Source organism: Streptomyces zhihengii, from assembly GCF_016919245.1.
GTDB classification, from domain to species: domain Bacteria; phylum Actinomycetota; class Actinomycetes; order Streptomycetales; family Streptomycetaceae; genus Streptomyces; species Streptomyces zhihengii.
This window is the reverse complement of record NZ_JAFEJA010000001.1, coordinates 1,009,243-1,027,580: the sequence shown is the minus strand read 5'-3', so window position 1 is coordinate 1,027,580 and position 18,338 is coordinate 1,009,243. Positions and strand designations below refer to the sequence as shown.

Sequence of the window (18,338 nt, the reverse complement as noted above, 5' to 3'; positions counted from 1 at the left end):
GGGGAAGGGCGCGTGCGGTCGCGTTCGGGCGGGACGGGCAGGGACAGGACGGGGGAAGGCCGGGGCGGGTGGCCCTCGGGTGAGGGCGTCAGGCCGCCCCGCCCGCGTCCCGCGCGACCGCAAGACAGCGGGCACGGGCGCGCAGGAACACCTCCTCCGCGAGCACCGCGTCACCGGGGTCGCGGGTGCGGAAGGACCAGGGCTGGGTGGTCCAGTACGGGCCGAGCGCCTCGAAGACCCGGGCGGCCTCGGTGAAGCGCTGGGCGCCCCACAGGGCGTGCGCCAGATGGCTCAGGTCCGGCAGCGAGCGTCTGCCGGGAGCGCAGACGTCGAACCAGCCGAGCAGCGCCGCCTCCGCGTCGCGCGTCGCGTCGTCGGTGACCCAGTGCAGGTCGAGCGCCCGCTCCTGGCCCTCCTCGCGCCGGTAGCGCTCCACCCGCACATGCAGCGGCAGCACCTTCAGCGCCGAACCGGCGGGCGCCGAGGACGCGGCCCACACCGCGTAGTTGACCGCCTCGGGGAGCTGCGCCCCGGGGCGGCGGGCGTAGACGAACTGGAGCATCCGGTGGTGCGCCTCGCGATTGTGCGGGTCGCGCCGGTCGGCCTGGGCGAGCAGGCCCCACGGCCCGGGGAAGAGCATCGGCCCGGGCGGCGCCACCCGGTGCTCCTCCAGCCGTTGTTCCGGGTCGAGCCGGGCCAGCGCCAGCAGGCACACCCAGGGGACCGGGTCGTCCGGCACCGCCCGGGAGGCGTCCCGGCAGGCCTGCCAGGCGTCGTGCCACAGCTCCTGGGTGCGGTGGTGGCCGTCGCGGTGCGCGCGCAGCGCCCGTTCCACCGTCACCCGGCAGTGCATCACCGCGGCGGCCGGGCTGTCGGGCTCCTCCGAACGCCAGGCCCGGACCGTGTCCGACCCGGCGGCGACGGCGGCCAGCACCTGGGTCCGCTGCGTCCACAGCGCCCAGTCGGGTGTCGACTCCAGCAGGTCCCGCATGGCCAGCCACCGGCCGGTGCGCAGTTCCTGCACCGCGCCGCGCAACTGGTCGTCGTGACCGGCCGGGTGGTACTTGGGGCGGAACGCGTCCGGGGGCATCAGCCGTGCCTCCCGCGGCCGGTGCCCGCCGGGCGGCGCGCCTCCGGCCGGGTCGGCGTCGGACGGAGGGGCACCGCGCTCGGCGGTACGCGTAACGGGCGCGGTGCGCCAGGGGGTACGGCTAACACGGCCCGAGGGCCCCCGATCCCGTGCGTCGCGGGCCCGGTGGTCGGATGCCGGGTGAAGCGGTGCGAGTCATGAGTCCCTCAAGACGGTGAGGAGGCGTGCGCGTACCACCGGGCGGTCCGCAGGGGTCCTCCGGTTCGGTGGCGTCCCCCGCGGCACAGCGCGTGAGCCGCCCGGACGTCACCGGGGTGGCCGGCCGGTCGTCCGTCGAGCGGGCCGGCGGGTCCGGTGGTCGGCCGGGCGCCGGCGGTCGCCGCACGGCCGCGAGGAGTGGTGCAGGGCCCCGCGCCGGTGACGAGCCGCGCCGATCCTACTCAAGGACGACGGCACGACAAGATGATGATGACCAATCAATTCGCTTGTCCACAAGCGCCCTTGACGCAGAAAGGCAGGCTGCACCACGCTGCTGGGAGCGATCAAGCTCTTGCCGAGTGATGAACGGGGCGCACGTGAGTGGACCGGTACTCGCCGTCGACCAGGGCACGTCCGGGACGAAGGCGCTCGTCGTCTGCCCCGAGCGCGGCGTCATCGGCACCGGCTCCGCGCCCGTCACCCCGCGCTACGGCCCCGGCGGCCGGGTCGAGGCCGACCCGCGCGAGCTCCTCGCCTCCGTGACCGACGCGGGGCGCGCGGCCCTGGCCGACGCCGGGGAGGCGGTCGTCGCCATCGGCCTGGCCAACCAGGGCGAGACGGTCCTCGCCTGGGACCCGGCCACCGGCGAGCCGCTCACCGACGCCATCGTCTGGCAGGACCGGCGCGCCGCCCCCCTCTGCGACGCCCTCGCCCCGCACGGCGACGAACTGACGCGGATCACCGGGCTGCCGCTCGACCCCTACTTCGCCGCCCCCAAGATGGCCTGGATCCGCCGCGAACTCACCCGCGAGGGCGTCGTCACCACCAGCGACTCCTGGCTGGTGCACCGTCTCACCGGCGCGTTCGTCACCGACGCCGCCACCGCGGGGCGCACCCAGCTCCTCGACCTGGACCGGGCCGTGTGGTCCCCGCGCGCCCTCGACCTGTACGGCCTCGGCGGCGAGCGCCTCCCCGAGGTCGTCGACTGCGACAGCCCCGTCGGCGTCACCACCGCCTTCGGCCCCGCCACGGCCGTCACCGGGCTCCTGGTCGACCAGCAGGCGGCGCTGCTCGCCCAGAGCGTCACCGAACCGGGCACCGCCAAGTGCACCTACGGCACCGGCGCGTTCCTCCTCGCCCAGACCGGCCCCCGGCCCCTGCGCGCCACCACCGGCCTGGTGAGCTGCGTCGCCTGGCGGCTCGGCGGCGCCACCAGCTACTGCCTCGACGGGCAGGTCTACACGGCCGCGTCCGCCGTGCGCTGGCTCACCGGGCTCGGCGTCATCTCCGGCGCCCAGGACATCGACCGGGTCGGCCTCTCCGTCCCCGACAGCGGCACGGTCGCCTTCGTCCCCGCACTCGCCGGACTCGCCGCCCCGTGGTGGCGCGGCGACCTGCGCGGCTCCGTCACCGGGCTGGGCCTGGACACCGGGCCGGGCCACCTGGTGCGCGCCCTGTGCGAGGGCATCGCCGCCCAGGTCGTGGAACTCGCCGCGGCCGCCGCCCACGACCTCGGCACCCCGCTGTCCGCGCTCCGCGTCGACGGCGGCCTCACCCGCTCCGCCCTGCTCATGCAGACCCAGGCCGACCTGCTCCAGCTCCCCGTCGAGGTCTCGGCACTCCCCGACGCCACCGCGCTGGGCGTCGCGGCGGTGGCCCGGCTCGGCACCGATCCCGCGCTCGGCGCCCGTGACGCCGTCCCCGCCTGGCTGCCGTCCGCCGTCTACGAGCCGCGGATCGGCGCGGACGAGGCCGCCGCCCGGATGGGCCGCTTCCGCGCCGAGGTCGACGCACTGCTCGCCCGGGCGCCCTCCGGCCCGCCGGCACGGGCGACGGCATGAGCCTCACCACCGCCGGCCCACTCCCCGGCGGGCTGCACGACATCGTCGTCGTGGGCGCGGGCGTGGTCGGCAGCGCGATCGCCCGGCAACTGGCCCACCACCGGCTGACCACGGCCGTCCTGGACGCGGGCGACGACGTCGGCACCGGCACGTCGAAGGCCAACACCGCCATCCTGCACACCGGTTTCGACGCCGTCCCCGGCTCGCTGGAGGCACGGCTCGTACGCGAGGGGCAGCGCCGCCTCGCCGCCTACGCCGCCGAGAGCGGCATCCCCGTCGAACCCGTCGGCGCCCTCCTCGTCGCCTGGGACGAGGAGCAGCTCGACGCCCTCCCCGGCCTCGCCGCCAAGGCCCGGCGCAACGACTGCCACGACACCCGGATCCTCGGCGCCGCCGCCACCTACGCCCGCGAACCGCGGCTCGGCCCCGGCGCACTCGGCTCCCTGGAGGTCCCCGGCGAATCGGTCATCTGCCCGTGGACCACGACCCTCGCCTACGCCACCCAGGCCGTCCGCGCCGGCGTCGGCCTCCACCTCAACTGCCGTGTCCAGCACGTCATCAGCCGGCCGGGCCACCATGAGCTCATCACCGGCAGAGGCCCGCTGAGGGCCCGCTACCTGGTCAACGCGGCGGGGCTGCACGCCGACGACATCGACCGGCTCCTCGGCCACCACGACTTCACCGTCACCCCGCGGCGCGGCCAGCTCATCGTCCACGACAAGCTGGCCCGCCCCCTCGTCCGCCACATCCTGCTGCCCGTCCCCACCGCGCTCGGCAAGGGCGTCCTCGTCGCGCCGACCGTCCACGGGAACGTCCTCCTCGGCCCCACGGCCGAGGACCTCGACGACAAGCGGGCCACCGGATCGACGGCGGAGGGCCTCGACGCGCTCCGGGAGAAGGGCCGCCGCATCCTGCCCGCGCTCGCCGACGAGGAGATCACCGCCGTGTACGCGGGCCTGCGCGCCGCCACCGAGCACGACGACTACCGCATCCGCGCGCATCCCGAGCAGCGCTACGTCGCCGTCGGCTCGATCCGCTCCACCGGCCTGACGGCGTCCATGGCCGTCGCCGCGCACGTCACCGGCCTGCTCGCCGACTGCGGCCTCGACCTCGGGCCCGCACGCCCACCGGCACCCGTGCGGATGCCCGCCGTCGGGGAGCAGTCGCAACGCCCGTACCAGCGCGCCGACCTCATCGCCCGCGACCCGGCCTACGGCACGGTCGTCTGCCACTGCGAGCGGGTCACCGAGGGCGAGATCCGCGACGCCGTCCACTCCACCGTGCCCCCGGCGACCCTCGACGGACTGCGCCGCCGCACCCGGGCACGCGGCGGCCGGTGCCAGGGCTTCTTCTGCGGCGCGACCGTCCGCGCCCGCTTCGACGCCCACCGCGCGGCGGCCGGCGGGACGGGCCCGGTGGACCCCGCGGGCGTGGCGGGCACGGCAGTCGCGCCCGCGGGCGGCCTCGCGGCCGTGACGGACGCCGACGCTCCGGGAGACCCGACGCACGGCGACCCGCCGGACACGGGCAGCGCGCCGGCGGGTTCCGGCCCCGGCACCTTCGCGCCGGCGGGTTCCGGCCCCGGCGCTTTCGCGTCCGCGGGTTCCGCGGCTGCCAAGACCCCCGGCATCTCCGCGCCCCCCGGCTCCGAGCCCGAGAGCTCCCGAGCCCCGACCTCCGGGGTCCCGTCCTCCGACGGGGAGGGACGCGGATGAGCCGGCGGGAGCGGGAGGTGGACGTGCTGGTCGTCGGCGCCGGGCCGGCCGGGCTCGCGGCGGCGGCCCGGCTCGCCGCGGGCGGCGCCGGACGCGTCGAGGTCCTCGAACGCGAGCAGCGGGCGGGCGGCGTCCCCCGCCACTGCCGTCACCGCGGCTTCGGCCCCCGCCACCGGCCCGTCGAGGGCCCCGCCTGGATCCGCCCGCTCGTCACCGCCGCCGTCGCGGCGGGCGCCGCCCTGCGCACCGGCGTCATCGCCACCGGATGGGCCGGGCCCCGCACCCTCGACGTCACCGCACCGGACGGCATCGAGCGCATCACCGCCCGGGCCGTGCTGCTGGCCACCGGCGCCCGCGAACGGCCGCGCGGCGCCCGGCTGATCCCGGGCACCAGACCCGAGGGCGTGCTCACCACCGGCGAACTCCAGCAGAGCGTGCACCTGTACGGCAGGGCGCCCGGCCGCCGCGCGGTCGTCGTCGGCGCGGAGCCCGTCGCCCTCGCCGCGGTGCGCACCCTGCGCACCGCGGGCACCGAGATCGTCGCCCTGGTCACCGACCGCCCCCACGCGCCGCTCCAGTCACCGCGCGGCCGGGTGCCGGTCCTCACCGGAGCGACGGTCACCGAACTGACCGGACACGGCCGGCTCACCGGCGTCCGCATCCGGGGCGGCGACGGCGTCCACCGGCTGCTCGCCTGCGACACCGTGATCCTCACCGGCGACTGGATCCCCGACCACGAGCTGGCCCGCCTCGGCGGCCTCACCCTGGACGGCGCCACCCGCGGACCGGCCGTCGACACCGCACTGCGCACCACCGCCCCCGGCGTCTTCGCCGCCGGGAACCTGCTGCACGGCGTCGAACCGGCGGCCGTCGCCGCGCAGGAGGGGCGGCACGCCGCCCGGGCGGTCCTGCGCCATCTGGACACCGGAGCCCCGCAGGACCCCGCGGTACCCCTCCGGGTGGCGGCGCCGCTGCTGCGCATCACGCCGAACCTGCTCCCCGCCGTCCCCGTGCCGCCGCCCGGGGGCCGCTTCGTCCTGCGCACCGGGGCACGGGTCGCCCGTCCCGTCATCGTCGCCGTCCAGGGCGGACGCGTCCTGGGCAGCACGGCCCTGCCCGCCACCGCGCTGCCGGACCGCTCCGTCCACCTGTACGGCCCTCTCCTGACCGCCGCCACCCCCGCCGCCGGCCCCGTCGACCTGACCCTCCGGCCGGCCCCGGGCACCTGACCGCCCGCGGCCGACCGCACCCGGCCACCGGGCCGCCTGCGCCACCGCATCCCCGACTCGGGTCACCGGGGGATCACGGGGTCAGTGGGGCAGGCCGACGTACTGGCCCATGGCGGTGGCCGCGTGGGTGAAGAAGGCGGCCGGGTCGGCGGCGACACCCGCGATGTGGCCGTTGACCTCGAAGCCGACCATGCCGTGCAGCTGAGTCCAGATGATCAGCATGCGGGTGATGACCGGAGTGGGCAGGCCGCTCAACATCCCCTGGGCCAGCGGCTCGATCGTGCGGGCCATGCCCTCGGACAGCTCGGGCGCGGGCACGTGGTCCACGGCGAGTTCGCCGGCCGCCAGCGCCTCGCGGACCAGGCCGAGCAGGACCAGGACCGTGCGGGCGCCCGCGGCCATCGTCTCCGGCGGGGCGTCGTAACCGGGCACCGGGCGGCCCCAGATCAGCACGTACTCCTCGGGGTGGGCGAGCGCCCACGTCCGGACGCCCTCGCAGCAGGCGACCCAGCGGCCCAGCAGATCGGCCCCGGCCTTCTCCGCCTCGGCCGCGGCCCGCTCCGCGCTGTCGCCCATCGCGTTGTAGGCGCCCAGCACCAGGTCGGTCAGCAGGGCGTCCCGGTCCGGGAACCGCTCCTCGACCAAGGCCGGGTCGGCACCGGCCGCGGCGGCGAGCTCGGCCGGGTCCAAGTCGACGCGGTGCCGGGCCGCGAGGCGGTCGCCCGCCTCGGCCTTCAGCCGGGAAACGGCCGCCTCGAGGCTGTCCTGCTGGAGATCACGGGCTTCGGAAGTCGTCATGATTCCGACCCTGACAGAAATCCCGCATGGCGTCGATTACGTCGCAGGTAATGCGGAGCGTGTTCGGCCGGTTCCGGTCCGCCGGTCCGACTGCCGGTCTGCCCGCCCGCCCGTCGGAGCGGCCGGTCCGCACGCCGGACCCCGGCGCCCACGGCTCCGCCGCGGTGTCCGAATCCCGCCAGCCGAGGGCGGCCCGCGCTCGCATACTGGGCGTATGACCGTCGAGGACGTCCGTGCCGCGGACAGCACTGCCGGGGACAGCCGTGCCGCGGACATCCGTGCCGAGGACATCCGTGTCGAGGACAGCCGTTACGAGGCCGTGAGCAGCCGGGACGCCCGGTTCGACGGCGTGTTCTTCTTCGCCGTGTCCACCACCGGCATCTACTGCCGGCCGAGCTGCCCGGCCGTCACGCCCAAGCGCCGCAACGTGTCCTTCTACCGCACCGCCGCGGCGGCGCAGGGCGCCGGCTACCGCGCCTGCCGCCGCTGCCGGCCGGACGCCGTGCCGGGCTCCGCGGAGTGGAACGTCCGCGCCGACGTGGTGGGCCGCGCCATGCGGCTGATCGGTGACGGCGTGGTGGACCGCGAGGGCGTGTCCGGTCTCGCCGCCCGGCTCGGCTACAGCGCCCGCCAGCTCCAGCGGCAGCTCAACGCCGAACTCGGCGCCGGACCGATCGCCCTCGCCCGCGCCCAGCGGAGCCACACCGCCAGGATCCTGCTCCAGACGACCACCCTCCAGGCGGCGGAGATCGCCTTCGCCTCCGGATTCGCCAGCGTGCGGCAGTTCAACGACACCATCCGGGAGATCTACGCGGCGACCCCCAGCGAACTGCGCTCCTCACGCGGCCGCCACGCCGCCCCGCACGACGGAGCGGCCGGCGTGCCGCTGCGGCTCGCCTACCGGGGCCCGTACGAGCGCGCCGCGATGTTCGACCGGCTCGCCGCCGACGCGCTGCCGGGGGTGGAGGAGGTCACCGGCGCCCCGGGCGCCCGCACCTACCGCCGCACCCTCGCCCTGCCGGCCGGTCCCGCCGTCGCCGAGGCCCACGAACGCTCCGGCGGCGGGGACTGGCTGGACTGTCGGCTCCACCTGACCGACCTGCGCGATCTCACCACCGCCACGCAGCGGATGCGGCGCCTGCTCGACCTGGACGCCGACCCGCTCGCCGTCGCCGAGCGGCTCGGCGCCGATCCGCTGCTCGCACCCCTGGTCGCGGCCCGCCCCGGCCTCCGGGTGCCCGGCACGGCCGACCCGCACGAGACCGCCCTGCGCATCGCGGCCGGCCCGGACGCGGCGGAGCTGGTCGCCGCGTACGGCGAGGAGCTGCCCGCTCCCCGCACCGGCCCGGCCCGCCTCTTCCCCGGCGCGGCCCGTCTCGCCGACGCGGGGCCGCCCGCGGTACGGGCGCTCGCCGCCGCCCTCGCCTCCGGCGACATCCGCCTGGACCCCGGCGTCGACCGCGGCGACACCGAGCGCCGTCTCGCCGCCCTGCCCGGCATCGGCCCCGGGAAGGCCGCCCGCATCCGCCGCCACGCCCTGGGCGACCCCGACGTCCTGCTGCCCGACGACCCGGCCGTCCCGCCCTCCGCCGCCCCGGAGCACTGGCGCCCCTGGCGCTCCTACGCGGCGGCCCACCTCGCCCTGCCGCCCGGCCACTGAGCGCGCGGCCCGATCTTCACCCGTACGGCCCAACAACGCAGCGGGTGCGGCCCCGCTCCGGCCGACAGTGGATGACGTCCGTCCCGACCACCGCCCGCCCACCGGGAGTGCCCATGACGACCATCCTCCGACGCGACATCGGCCTGCTCGCCCTGCGGGTCGGCACCGGCGCGGTGCTCGCCGCCCACGGCACACAGAAGCTCTTCGGCTGGTTCGGGGGAGGGGGCCTGGAGGGCACCACCAAGGGGATGGAGGCGATGGGCTTCCACCCGCCCAAGCAGAGCGCGCTCGCGGCGGGGCTCGCCGAGACCGGGTCCGGTGTCCTGCTCATGCTCGGTCTCGCGACGCCCGTGGCGGGCGCGGCGGCGGCCGGGAACATGGCGGGCGCGGTGTCCGTGCACGCGCCCGCGGGATTCTTCGCCCAGTCGGGCGGCTTCGAGTACCCGGCGTACCTCGGCTTCACGGCCGCCGGTGTGGGCCTCGTCGGCCCCGGCCGCTACTCGCTGGACCACGCCACCTCGCACCGCTTCGACCAGCCCTGGGTCATTGCCACCGCCTTCGTCGCGAGCGCGGTGGCCGCCGCGGCCATCGTCGGCAAGCGCGTCCGCGACCAGAGCGTGGAGGAGTCCGAGGCCACGGAGGAGGAGTGACGCCCTCCTGAGCGCCGTACGCGCACCTGACGGAGCGCCGGGAGGCCGGGATGCCGGGATGCGGGGATGCCGGAGCACCGGAACGCCGGAGGGGCGCAGCATCGCAGCACCGCAGCGCCGGGAGGCCGGAGCACCGGAACGCCGGGACACAGCATCGCAGCGACGGAAGGCCGGAGCACCGGGACTCCGCAGCGCCGGAATGCGGCAGGGCCCGAGCCCCGGAGCGCCGGGACACAGCGAGGCCGCCCCGGCCCGGGGGAGATCCCCGGGCCGGGGCGGCCTCGTGCCGTATGCCGCCGGGGCGGCGGGTCACCGCGTCAGGCGCCAGGGGCCCTTCGACGCGGAGACCAGCTCGGCGACGGTCGCCAGCTTGACCCGGGGGCGTCCCTCGCGGTCCCCGCGGGTGCGTTCGGCGCGCTCGATGCCGGCCAGGCCGCGGGCGTCCACCAGATCGCGGTTGCGGCGGCGGGCGAGCCGCCGGAACGCCTTGGCCGAGCCCCGGGGCGCCGGCAGCGCCCCCGCGACCGCGTCGGCGAGCAGGGTGCCCACGGTCTCCGCCGCGCACGTGCGGTTCGCCCCGATGCCGCCCGACGGACCGCGCTTGATCCAGCCGACGACGTACGTCCCCGGCATGCCGTCCACCCGGCCGCCGTGGTGCGGGACCGTAGCCGTGTCCTCGTCGAACGGCAGACCCGCCACGGGCAGCCCGCGGTAGCCGACGGCCCGCAGCAGCAGCCCCGCCGGGATCCCCGTCCCGCCCTCGGCGCCGCTGACCTCGACCGACCGCACACCGCCGTCGTCGCCCGCCACGTCGAGCACCGAGGAGTGGAAGCGCAGCACGATGCGCCGCTCCCCGTCCGCCGGCCGCGACCAGTCCACGCGCTCCCGGGCGACGTCCCGCAGCACACCGGCCTTGTCCTGCGGGCCTGCCGCGTCGATCGCCGCGCCGATCCGGGGGTCGTGGTCGTCGACGACCAGTTCCGCGCCCGGCAGGTGCCGCAGGGCCAGCAGTTCGGACCGGGTGTACGCCGCGTCCTCCGGTCCCCGCCGGCCCACCACCACCACTTCGCGCACCGAGCCCGCGCGCAGTGCCGCGAGCGCGTGGTCGGCGATGTCCGTGCCGGCCAGCGTCTCGGGGTCGCTCACCAGGATCCGCGCCACGTCGAGGGCGACGTTGCCGTTGCCCACGACGACCACCCGCGAGGCGGACAGGTCCATCGCGTCGGGCGCGACCTCGGGGTGGGCGTTGTACCAGGCGACGAAGGCGGTCGCCGAGACGACTCCGGGCCGTTCCTCGGCCGGGAGCCCGAGCCGCCGGTCCGCCGACGCCCCCACGGCGTAGACGACCGCGTCGTGGTGCGCGGCGATCTCCTCGGCCGACACGTCCCGCCCGGCCTCCAGGCCGAGGTACATCCGCACCCGGGGGTGCGCGTGGAAGCGGGCGAAGGTCTCGCCGACCCTCCTGGTCGCCGGGTGGTCGGGGGCCACTCCGTAGCGGACCAGGCCGCCCGCCACGGGCAGCCGGTCGATCAGGGTCACCTCGGCGGCGGTGTGCAGCAGCAGGTCCTCCGCCGCGTACATGCCCGCGGGCCCGGTGCCGACGACGGCGACGCGCAGCGGCGCGAAGTCGGACGGCAGCGAGCGCTCGAACCGCGGCTCGCCCCAGGTGTGGAAGTTGGGGCCGTCGCCGGCCGGTGCGGGCTGTTCGTCGTCCTCGAAGCGGGCGTCGTCCTCGAAGTACGCGGCGTTGAGGGCCGCGTACTCCTTCTGGTCGGGTGCGAGGCTGTCCACGGGGAAGATCGCGTCGACCGGGCAGGCGTCGGCGCACGCCCCGCAGTCGATGCAGGTCTTCGGGTCGATGTAGAGCATCTCCGTGCTGCCGAAGGCGCGTTCCTCCGGGGTCGGGTGGATGCAGTTGACCGGGCAGACGGCGACACAGGTCGCGTCGCTGCAACAGGTCTGGGTGATGGCGAAGGTCATGGTGGCGGCCCGGTTCAGATCAGGTTGGCACGCTTGTAGAACGCGAGCGCAGGCTTGGTGAGGAGGCGTGCGGAGGCGAGGAAGTCCATCAGGCCCGAACAGCTCGACCGCATCATCGACTTGTGGTGCTGGTTGGCCGCCGCCTCGGCGAGCGCGCGCGTCTCGTCCAGCCCGGCGTTCGCGTACACCTTCCGGTTCACCATGCTGGTGACGATGAAGTACGAGGCGACCGCGACGACGAACGCGTTGATCTGGCGGCGCACCCAGCCGGCCCGGGCCAGCCGCTTGCGCGTCTCGTCCCGGGCGAACTTCATGTGCCGGGACTCCTCCACGACATGGATGTTGTTGATGGTGCGGACGAAGGGCACGACCCGCTCGTCCCGCATCCAGTCGCGCTGCATGACGTCCAGGACCTCCTCGGCGACCAGGATCGCCGCGTAGGCCGCCTCGCCGAACGCCAGCGTCTTGAAGACGCGGCCCAGTTCGAGCACCGGGCGGGAGGGCCGGTACGGCGGGGCGCCGAGCTTCTGCGCGCCGCGCGCGAACATGATGGAGTGCCGGCACTCCTCGGCGATCTCCGTCAGCGCCCACTGGAACTCGGCGCCGGTCGGGTCCTTCGCGTAGATGTCGCGCAGCACCATCTGCTGGAGGATCATCTCGAACCAGATGCCGGTGCTCGCCACCGACGCGGCCTCCTGGCGCGTCAGCTCCTTGCGCTGCGCGTCGGTCAACTCGCTCCAGTAGGCGGTCCCGTAGAGGGTGCTCCACTCGGGGCTGGCGCCGTGGAAGTCCTTGTCGAGGGGGGTGTCCCAGTCCACCTCGACGGCGGGGTCGTAGGCCAGCATTGCGGACGACTCCAGCAGTCGCCGGGCGACACCGTCGTCGGGGGCCGGGTCCTCCTGGGCGTGCGGCCGGACCGTGCTGCTTGCCATGTGCGGCTCCTTCCATCCCTGGGGATTCCGGGGCGCCGGGGAGGCGTCGTGATCGCTTCGGGCGCCCCGGGAGGTGGCTCCACCCCCTTGTTAGACGGACCGTATAGTAAGAGCGCCCGGCTGGCCTACCCCTCGGTAGAAACTTTGTCAGCAGGATCTGCGAGGGCTTCGTGAACGCCTTGCGACGGCCCCGGGCACGCGGCAGGGGCCGCGCGGTGGTGTCACCGTGCGGCCCCTGTCGGGTGTGTGCGTGCCGGGGGATCAGCCCTTGCGGGTGTTGATCTCCTCGGTGAGCTGGGGGACGACGTCGAAGAGGTCGCCGACGACGCCGTAGTCGACGAGGTCGAAGATCGGGGCCTCGGCGTCCTTGTTGATCGCGACGATGGTCTTGGAGGTCTGCATGCCGGCCCGGTGCTGGATCGCGCCGGAGATGCCGGAGGCGATGTACAGCTGCGGGGAGACCGACTTGCCGGTCTGGCCGACCTGGTTGGTGTGCGGGTACCAGCCCGCGTCGACCGCGGCACGCGAGGCGCCGACCGCCGCACCGAGGGAGTCCGCGAGCGCCTCGATGACCGCGAAGTTCTCCGCGCCGTTGACACCCCGGCCGCCGGAGACCACGATCGCGGCCTCGGTCAGCTCCGGACGCCCGGTCGACTCCCGCGGCGTACGCGCCACGACCTTCGTCCCCGTCGCCCGCTCCGAGAACGACACCGACAGCGCCTCGACCGCACCCGCGGCCTGCGCCGGCTCCACGGCGGCCGAGTTCGGCTTCACCGTGATGACCGGCACACCCTTCGAGACGCGCGACTTCGTCGTGAACGAGGCGGCGAACGCCGACTGCGTGGCGACCGGACCCTGCTCACCGGCCTCCAGGTCCACCGCGTCGGTGATCAGACCGGAACCGATCCGCACCGCCACACGCGCCGCGATCTCCTTGCCCTCCGCCGACGACGGCACCAGCACCGCCACCGGGGACACCGCCTCGACCGCCGCCTGCAGCGCCTCCACCTTCGGCACCACCAGATACTCGGCGAACTCCGGCGCGTCCACCGTCAGCACCCGCACCGCACCGTGACCGGCCAGCACCGACGCCGTCTGCTCGGCACCCGCACCCACCGCGAGCGCCACCGGCTCACCGATCCGACGCGCCAGCGTCAGCAACTCCAGCGTGGGCTTGCGGACCGCACCGTCCACGTGATCGACAAAGACGAGAACTTCAGCCATGGGACAACACTCCTGCTGTGAACGAAGAAAAGAAGGGGGGACGAGAGAGACGGGGGGCCTAGGACGAACCTCGGCCCGCCGGGCCGCGTCAGACGAACTTCTGACCCGCCAGGCCGCGTCAGACGAACTTCTGACCCGCCAGGAACTCCGCGAGCTGCTTGCCGCCCTCGCCCTCGTCCTTGACGACCGTGCCCGCCGTGCGCGCCGGGCGCTCGGTCGCCGAGTCGACCGCGCTCCACGCACCCGCGAGACCGACCTCGTCCGCCTCGATCTCCAGGTCCTCCAGGTCCCAGGACTCCACCGGCTTCTTCTTCGCCGCCATGATGCCCTTGAACGACGGGTAGCGCGCCTCGCCCGACTGGTCGGTCACCGACACCACCGCCGGCAGCGACGCCTCCAGCTGCTCCGACGCCGTGTCACCGTCACGACGGCCCCGGACCGTGCCGCCCTCGACCGACACCTCCGACAGCAGCGTCACCTGCGGCACACCCAGACGCTCCGCCAGCAGCGCCGGCACCACACCCATCGTGCCGTCCGTCGACGCCATCCCCGAGATCACCAGATCGAAACCGGCCTTCTCGACCGCCTTCGCCAGCACCAGCGACGTACCGATCACATCCGTACCGTGCAGATCGTCGTCCTCGACGTGCACCGCCTTGTCCGCACCCATCGACAGAGCCTTGCGCAGCGCGTCCTTCGCGTCCTCCGGACCCACCGTCAACACCGTCACCTCGGCGTCGTCCGCACTCTCCGCGATCTGCAGCGCCTGCTCCACCGCGTACTCGTCCAGCTCCGACAGCAGGCCGTCGACGTCGTCCCGGTCGACGGTCAGGTCATCGGCGAAGTGCCGGTCGCCGGTGGCGTCGGGCACGTACTTCACACAGACAACGATCCTCAGGCTCACGCCGGCTCTCCTCCTGACGGGCGGTCGCATGACGCGCGTGGTTGATGTTCCGAACCTATGGCACTCAGTACCCCATGTAAAGGAACCAAGTGCCAAATCCGGTCTCCGATGCTACGTTCCCCGCATGACTGAGGTGCGCAAACGGCGCGGGCCGGCGGCTGCTCAAGGGGCCGACGACCCTCCCAGGACGCCCATGCGGGAGACCCTCGCCGAGGCGGCGTTCCAGCTGTTCCTGGAGCGCGGTTTCGAGCGGACCACCGTGGACGAGATCGTGGCCAGAGCCGGTGTCGGGCGGCGTTCGTTCTTCCGCTACTTCCCCTCCAAGGAGGATGCGGTCTTCCCCGACCACGAGCGCTGCCTTGCGGACATGACCGCGCTCCTCGCCCGCGGGACGGAGCCCGACCCGGTGCGCGCGGTGTGCGACGCCGCCCGTCTGGTGACCCGGATGTACGCGGCGAAGCCGGAGTTCTCGGTCCAGCGCTACCGGCTGACCCAGGAGGTGCCGGGTCTGCGCACCTACGAGCTGTCCGTCGTGCGGCGGTACGAGCGCACCATGGCCGGATTTCTCCGTGAGTGCTGGAGCGGCGGGCCGGACGGGGCGCTGCGTGCCGAGGTGGTGGCGGCCGCCGTGGTGGCCGCGCACAACAACGCCCTGCGGGCGTGGCTGCGTTCGGGCGGCAGCGGTGACGCGGAGGCCGCGGTCGAGCACGCGCTCGGCACGGTCCTCGACGTGTGGGCGCGGCCCGCGGCGCCGGCCGCCGCCCCCGGGGCCGAGGCCTTCGCCGGGTCCGCCGGATCCGGTGGCTCCCCGGGTGCGAACGCCGCCGTGTCCGGCGGCGGTCCGGGCGGAGGGCCCGCCGAGGTGTCGGCCGACGGGGACGTGGTCGTCATGGTGGCCCGCCGGGACGCCCCGCTGTGGCGAGTGGTGCAGCAGGTCGAGGCGGTGCTCGGCACCCCGGCCCGGCACCGCTGACCCCGGCATCCGCCGGCTCCGAAATTACTGACACTGAGTGTCTTTACGTGACGGCACTCAGTGCCATATCGTGCGGGCAGCGGCAGCGAGGACGCGTCGCTCGGAGCCGAGTGCAGGGGGTCGCGACGTGTCCCAGCCAGCAAGTGCCACCGCAGCGCCGGTGCGCGCGGAGGCCGGTCTCATCTATCAGCGCTGCCGTTGGTGCGGAACCGCCTCCTTCCGGCGGCTCCTGTGTCCGGTGTGCGCGTCGAGCGACCTGGAATCCGCCCGGAGCGACGGGGACGGCATCGTGGTGCGGACCACGGTCGTCCACCGCTACACCAAGCTCGCCCGCAACGAGTCGCTGGTCCGCTTCCCCGAGGGCTTCATGCTCCGCTGCCGGGTGATCGGGGCGCCGCCGCACCTCGTCTGGGCGGGGGAGCGGGTCCGCCCGGCCGCCGGCGCCGACTTCGACACGGGCGAGGTCGTCTTCGAGGTGTGCGACACCGGTGACCGCGAGCGGGACCGCTGGCGCTGAGCGTGCCGCGACGGCGGGGAGCCGCGGCGGAGGGTCCGTCCGGACTCCGCCGCGGCTCCCCGCCGCCGTCGTGCCGTCAGGCCGCCCGGGACGGCCGGTCCGTGCACAGCGACCAGATGACGAACACCCCGATCGCGATGGAGATCACCGCCCACAGCGGCTGATAGGGCAGCCAGAGGAAGTTGAGCAGGATGCTCAGCGAGGCGAACGCGACGCCGACCGCCCGCGCCCAGCCCGCCGCGGTGAGGACGCCCCACCCGGTGATCAGCAGGACGACGCCGAGGATCAGCAGGATCCATCCCCACGCGGTGACGTCGAACTTGAAGATGTAGTCGCCGACGCGGGCGTACACCTCGTCCTCGGCGATCCCCGCGATGCCCTTGAAGACGCTGAGCACGCCGTCGACGAGCAGCAGCACCCCGGCGAAGACCGTTCCTCCGGCCGCCCAGGGGTTGCGCCGTGCGCCGTCGTGCCGCGCGGTTGACTGAGCCATGGCAGTGCTCCTTCGGCTCCGTGCACCCGCGCGAGCGTGCCGTGTGCTGGTGCGGGCGTGTCCCTCCGGGACGGTTCCGAGCATCGGCCCGCCGCGGACCCGGGGCCATGTGGATGCGTCCGAACGGGTGAAGCGCGCTGCGCGCCGACCCGCCCGGCGGGCGGTCCGGCATCGCGTCCCCCTCGTCAACTCCCGTTCCTGTGATCGGCGTTGACCATCCAGTGAAACAAGTACATAGTGCTTGTATCTCTGACTCAGCGGCGCCGGGCGGACGCCCGGCCCCGGAACGGGAGGCCCGCCGCATGGCCCGTTACAGCCGCCTGCGGGAGATCCGCCGGATGGACCCCGCCCAGGACTACGAGCGGATCCACCGGCTCATCACCCAGTACGAGTTCCCCTGGGACTACCGGCAGGGACTCGGGGTCGCCTTCCTGCGCGACTACGGCGTCCCCCGGATCTCCGAACTCCTCGACCGCACACAGGAGTTCGAGCGGGCCGGGCAGAAGCGGTACGACGACACCCTGCTGTTCGGCTACGAACTCGTCCGCGACGGGTTCGACTCCGAACGCGGCCGCGCCACCGCCCGGCACCTCAACCGCATCCACGGCAGGTACCGCATCCCCAACGAGGACTTCCTCTACGTCCTCGCCACCACCGTGGTGGGACCCGTCCGCTGGATCAACCGGTTCGGCTGGCGGCGGCTCTGCCCCGAGGAGGTGCAGGCCATCGCCCTGGTCGGCCGCCGGACGGGCGAGATGATGGGCATCGAGGGATCACCCGACACCTACGCCGGCTTCGAGGAGCTGCTGACCGCCTACGAGCGCACCATGTTCGCCTACGCGCCGGCGAACCGCCGGGTCGCGCACGCCACCCTGCGGGTCATGGCCGACTGGTACCCGCGCCCGCTGCGCCCGATGGCCGTCCGGATGACCCTCGCCCTGCTCGACGAGCCGCTGCTGCGCGCCCTCGGCTTCCCCGAGCAGCCCGCCTGGGCCCGCACCGCCGCCGAGCGCGCCGTACGGGCCAGGTCCCGCGCCGTCGCGCTGATGCCCGCGCGCCCCGACCGGATGCCCGTCCGCCCCCGGGCGCGCTCCTACCCGCTCGGCTGGTCCCTCGACGACCTCGGGCCGCACTGGGCCGCCGGCCGTCCGCTGGAGCCGCTGCCCGGTGAGTGCGGCTTCAGCGCCCGAGCAGCGGAACCAGATAGCGCCGGGCGAAGTCACGAACCCGGTCGTCGTCGTCCAGCTCGAAGGTACTCACCGGATTGAGCAGGAAGGAGACCGTGATGCGCACCATCAGCTCGGCCACCGGCGTCGGATCGCTCTCCGGCTGTCCCTCGGCCTGCCGCGCCTGATCGAGCCGGTCCACGAGATACCCGCGCATCGCGAGGAACGCGGGACCGCTCTCCACGGTGAGATAGGGCAGCATCGTCTCCGGCTCCAGCCGCAGCAGGCCCCCGACCAGCGGGTGGTGGCGGATGTGCCGGAGCACCACGGTGAAGCCCTCCACCAGCCGGTCCTCCACCGTCGGCAGCGAGGCCACGGCCTCGTCCACGTCCGTGACGAACCGCCGGTACTCGCGCAGCAGACAGGCGGAGACCAGGCTGTCCTTGCTGCCGATGCGGCGGTACACCGTCACCCGCGACACCCCGGCCCGGCGCGCCACGTCGTCGACGGTCGAGCGGCGCAGACCGAAGGTGGTGAACTGCTCCCGCGCCGCGTCGAGGATCTGCGCCGTCAGCGCGTCGGCCGGCTCGGGCGCGCCACCGAGCAGCGAGCCGCCGAGCGCCCCGCCGAGCGGTGAGGCGGCGCCGAGTGGTGAGCCGTCGAGCCGCGCGTCGCCGAGCAGCGAATCGTCGTCCCCGCGAACCGTCATGTGTACCCGCCCCGTTCCGTCGTGCCGCCCCACTCAATCACAGCGCCCCGGCCACGACGCCCGGAGATCCGGGCCAGGTCGCTCCCACGGGGCGTGCCGGGGGGACCGCCGCCGGGGGCTGGGGGCCGTCAGGGGTGCCGGGACACGTGCGCCGGGCGCTCGCTGAGGCACAATACGTGACGCCAGCGACACTCTGGGCACCGTGCACCAACCCGTCCCGCGGGTCGACCACCCCGGGACACCGCGGTGCCACCGGTAC

Annotated in this window: 15 protein-coding genes and 1 pseudogene; 8 read left to right on the top strand and 8 right to left on the bottom strand. The window is 74.8% G+C overall.

What is annotated here, in order from left to right; genetic code table 11:
- Positions 1–88 precede the first annotated feature (88 nt).
- A complete protein-coding gene (locus JE024_RS04345) occupies positions 89–1,090 on the bottom strand; it encodes a hypothetical protein (protein ID WP_205372299.1) in 1,002 nt (333 codons plus the stop codon).
- A gap of 575 nt (positions 1,091–1,665) precedes the next feature.
- On the opposite strand from JE024_RS04345, the gene JE024_RS04340 reads away from it, so the two are divergent.
- The 3 genes and pseudogenes from JE024_RS04340 (at position 1,666) to JE024_RS04330 (ending at position 6,073) form a co-directional block, all read left to right on the top strand.
- A complete protein-coding gene (locus JE024_RS04340; RefSeq protein WP_244882583.1) occupies positions 1,666–3,129 on the top strand; it encodes an FGGY family carbohydrate kinase in 1,464 nt (487 codons plus the stop codon).
- Positions 3,126–4,523: pseudogene (locus JE024_RS04335) on the top strand (FAD-dependent oxidoreductase); the annotation flags it as partial. The gene JE024_RS04340 and the pseudogene JE024_RS04335, both read left to right, overlap by 4 nt.
- A 317-nt stretch (positions 4,524–4,840) precedes the next feature.
- On the top strand, positions 4,841–6,073 hold the full coding sequence (locus JE024_RS04330) for an NAD(P)/FAD-dependent oxidoreductase (protein ID WP_205372297.1): 1,233 nt from the start codon (positions 4,841–4,843) through the stop codon (positions 6,071–6,073).
- Between the two features lie 81 nt (positions 6,074–6,154).
- On the opposite strand, the gene JE024_RS04325 is transcribed toward JE024_RS04330, so the two are convergent.
- Entirely contained in the window at positions 6,155–6,871 is a 717-nt protein-coding gene (locus JE024_RS04325) for a TetR-like C-terminal domain-containing protein (protein WP_205372296.1), read from the bottom strand.
- Between the two features lie 289 nt (positions 6,872–7,160).
- On the opposite strand from JE024_RS04325, the gene JE024_RS04320 reads away from it, so the two are divergent.
- Complete coding sequence (locus tag JE024_RS04320) at positions 7,161–8,531, top strand: bifunctional transcriptional activator/DNA repair enzyme AdaA (protein WP_244883121.1); 1,371 nt, start codon at positions 7,161–7,163, stop codon at positions 8,529–8,531.
- Between the two features lie 113 nt (positions 8,532–8,644).
- Positions 8,645–9,181: a DoxX family protein gene (locus JE024_RS04315; protein WP_205372294.1), complete on the top strand. Its 537-nt coding sequence runs from the start codon at positions 8,645–8,647 to the stop codon at positions 9,179–9,181.
- A gap of 309 nt (positions 9,182–9,490) precedes the next feature.
- Here the strand turns inward: JE024_RS04315 and JE024_RS04310 are convergent, their stop codons facing one another.
- The 4 genes from JE024_RS04310 to JE024_RS04295 form a co-directional block, all read right to left on the bottom strand.
- Entirely contained in the window at positions 9,491–11,161 is a 1,671-nt protein-coding gene (locus tag JE024_RS04310) for an FAD-dependent oxidoreductase (RefSeq protein WP_205372293.1), read from the bottom strand.
- Positions 11,162–11,175: 14 nt separating this feature from the next.
- Complete coding sequence (locus JE024_RS04305) at positions 11,176–12,093, bottom strand: AurF N-oxygenase family protein (RefSeq protein ID WP_205372292.1); 918 nt, start codon at positions 12,091–12,093, stop codon at positions 11,176–11,178.
- 261 nt (positions 12,094–12,354) lie between these two features.
- Complete coding sequence (locus tag JE024_RS04300; protein WP_205372291.1) at positions 12,355–13,317, bottom strand: electron transfer flavoprotein subunit alpha/FixB family protein; 963 nt, start codon at positions 13,315–13,317, stop codon at positions 12,355–12,357.
- A 118-nt stretch (positions 13,318–13,435) separates the two neighbouring features.
- A complete protein-coding gene (locus JE024_RS04295; protein ID WP_205372290.1) occupies positions 13,436–14,221 on the bottom strand; it encodes an electron transfer flavoprotein subunit beta/FixA family protein in 786 nt (261 codons plus the stop codon).
- 193 nt (positions 14,222–14,414) lie between these two features.
- Between JE024_RS04295 and JE024_RS04290 the strand changes: the two genes are divergently transcribed.
- Positions 14,415–15,194, top strand: a complete 780-nt coding sequence (locus JE024_RS04290; RefSeq protein ID WP_205376366.1) for a TetR family transcriptional regulator — start codon at positions 14,415–14,417, stop codon at positions 15,192–15,194.
- A 127-nt stretch (positions 15,195–15,321) separates the two neighbouring features.
- Positions 15,322–15,711 (top strand): Zn-ribbon domain-containing OB-fold protein, encoded by a 390-nt coding sequence (locus JE024_RS04285; RefSeq protein WP_205372289.1) that lies wholly within the window; start codon positions 15,322–15,324, stop codon positions 15,709–15,711.
- A gap of 76 nt (positions 15,712–15,787) precedes the next feature.
- On the opposite strand, the gene JE024_RS04280 is transcribed toward JE024_RS04285, so the two are convergent.
- Entirely contained in the window at positions 15,788–16,204 is a 417-nt protein-coding gene (locus tag JE024_RS04280; protein ID WP_205372288.1) for a DUF7144 family membrane protein, read from the bottom strand.
- A 302-nt stretch (positions 16,205–16,506) separates the two neighbouring features.
- Here JE024_RS04280 and JE024_RS04275 point away from each other — a divergent pair, with 302 nt between their 5' ends.
- Positions 16,507–17,472 (top strand): oxygenase MpaB family protein, encoded by a 966-nt coding sequence (locus JE024_RS04275; protein ID WP_205372287.1) that lies wholly within the window; start codon positions 16,507–16,509, stop codon positions 17,470–17,472.
- Here JE024_RS04275 and JE024_RS04270 read toward each other — a convergent pair.
- A complete protein-coding gene (locus JE024_RS04270; RefSeq protein ID WP_205372286.1) occupies positions 17,384–18,079 on the bottom strand; it encodes a TetR/AcrR family transcriptional regulator in 696 nt (231 codons plus the stop codon). The two genes, JE024_RS04275 and JE024_RS04270, sit on opposite strands and share 89 nt — an antisense overlap.
- Positions 18,080–18,338 lie beyond the last annotated feature (259 nt).

What these genes read in the sequence shown, in the direction of transcription:
- JE024_RS04345 (WP_205372299.1), bottom strand. Translation starts at nt 1,090, where the DNA reads ATGCCCCCGGACGCGTTCCGCCCCAAGTACCACCCGGCCGGTCACGAC.
- JE024_RS04330 (WP_205372297.1), top strand. Translation starts at nt 4,841, where the DNA reads ATGAGCCGGCGGGAGCGGGAGGTGGACGTGCTGGTCGTCGGCGCCGGG.
- JE024_RS04325 (WP_205372296.1), bottom strand. Translation starts at nt 6,871, where the DNA reads ATGACGACTTCCGAAGCCCGTGATCTCCAGCAGGACAGCCTCGAGGCG.
- JE024_RS04315 (WP_205372294.1), top strand. Translation starts at nt 8,645, where the DNA reads ATGACGACCATCCTCCGACGCGACATCGGCCTGCTCGCCCTGCGGGTC.
- JE024_RS04310 (WP_205372293.1), bottom strand. Translation starts at nt 11,161, where the DNA reads ATGACCTTCGCCATCACCCAGACCTGTTGCAGCGACGCGACCTGTGTC.
- JE024_RS04305 (WP_205372292.1), bottom strand. Translation starts at nt 12,093, where the DNA reads ATGGCAAGCAGCACGGTCCGGCCGCACGCCCAGGAGGACCCGGCCCCC.
- JE024_RS04300 (WP_205372291.1), bottom strand. Translation starts at nt 13,317, where the DNA reads ATGGCTGAAGTTCTCGTCTTTGTCGATCACGTGGACGGTGCGGTCCGC.
- JE024_RS04290 (WP_205376366.1), top strand. Translation starts at nt 14,415, where the DNA reads ATGCGGGAGACCCTCGCCGAGGCGGCGTTCCAGCTGTTCCTGGAGCGC.
- JE024_RS04280 (WP_205372288.1), bottom strand. Translation starts at nt 16,204, where the DNA reads ATGGCTCAGTCAACCGCGCGGCACGACGGCGCACGGCGCAACCCCTGG.
- JE024_RS04275 (WP_205372287.1), top strand. Translation starts at nt 16,507, where the DNA reads ATGGCCCGTTACAGCCGCCTGCGGGAGATCCGCCGGATGGACCCCGCC.
- JE024_RS04270 (WP_205372286.1), bottom strand. Translation starts at nt 18,079, where the DNA reads ATGACGGTTCGCGGGGACGACGATTCGCTGCTCGGCGACGCGCGGCTC.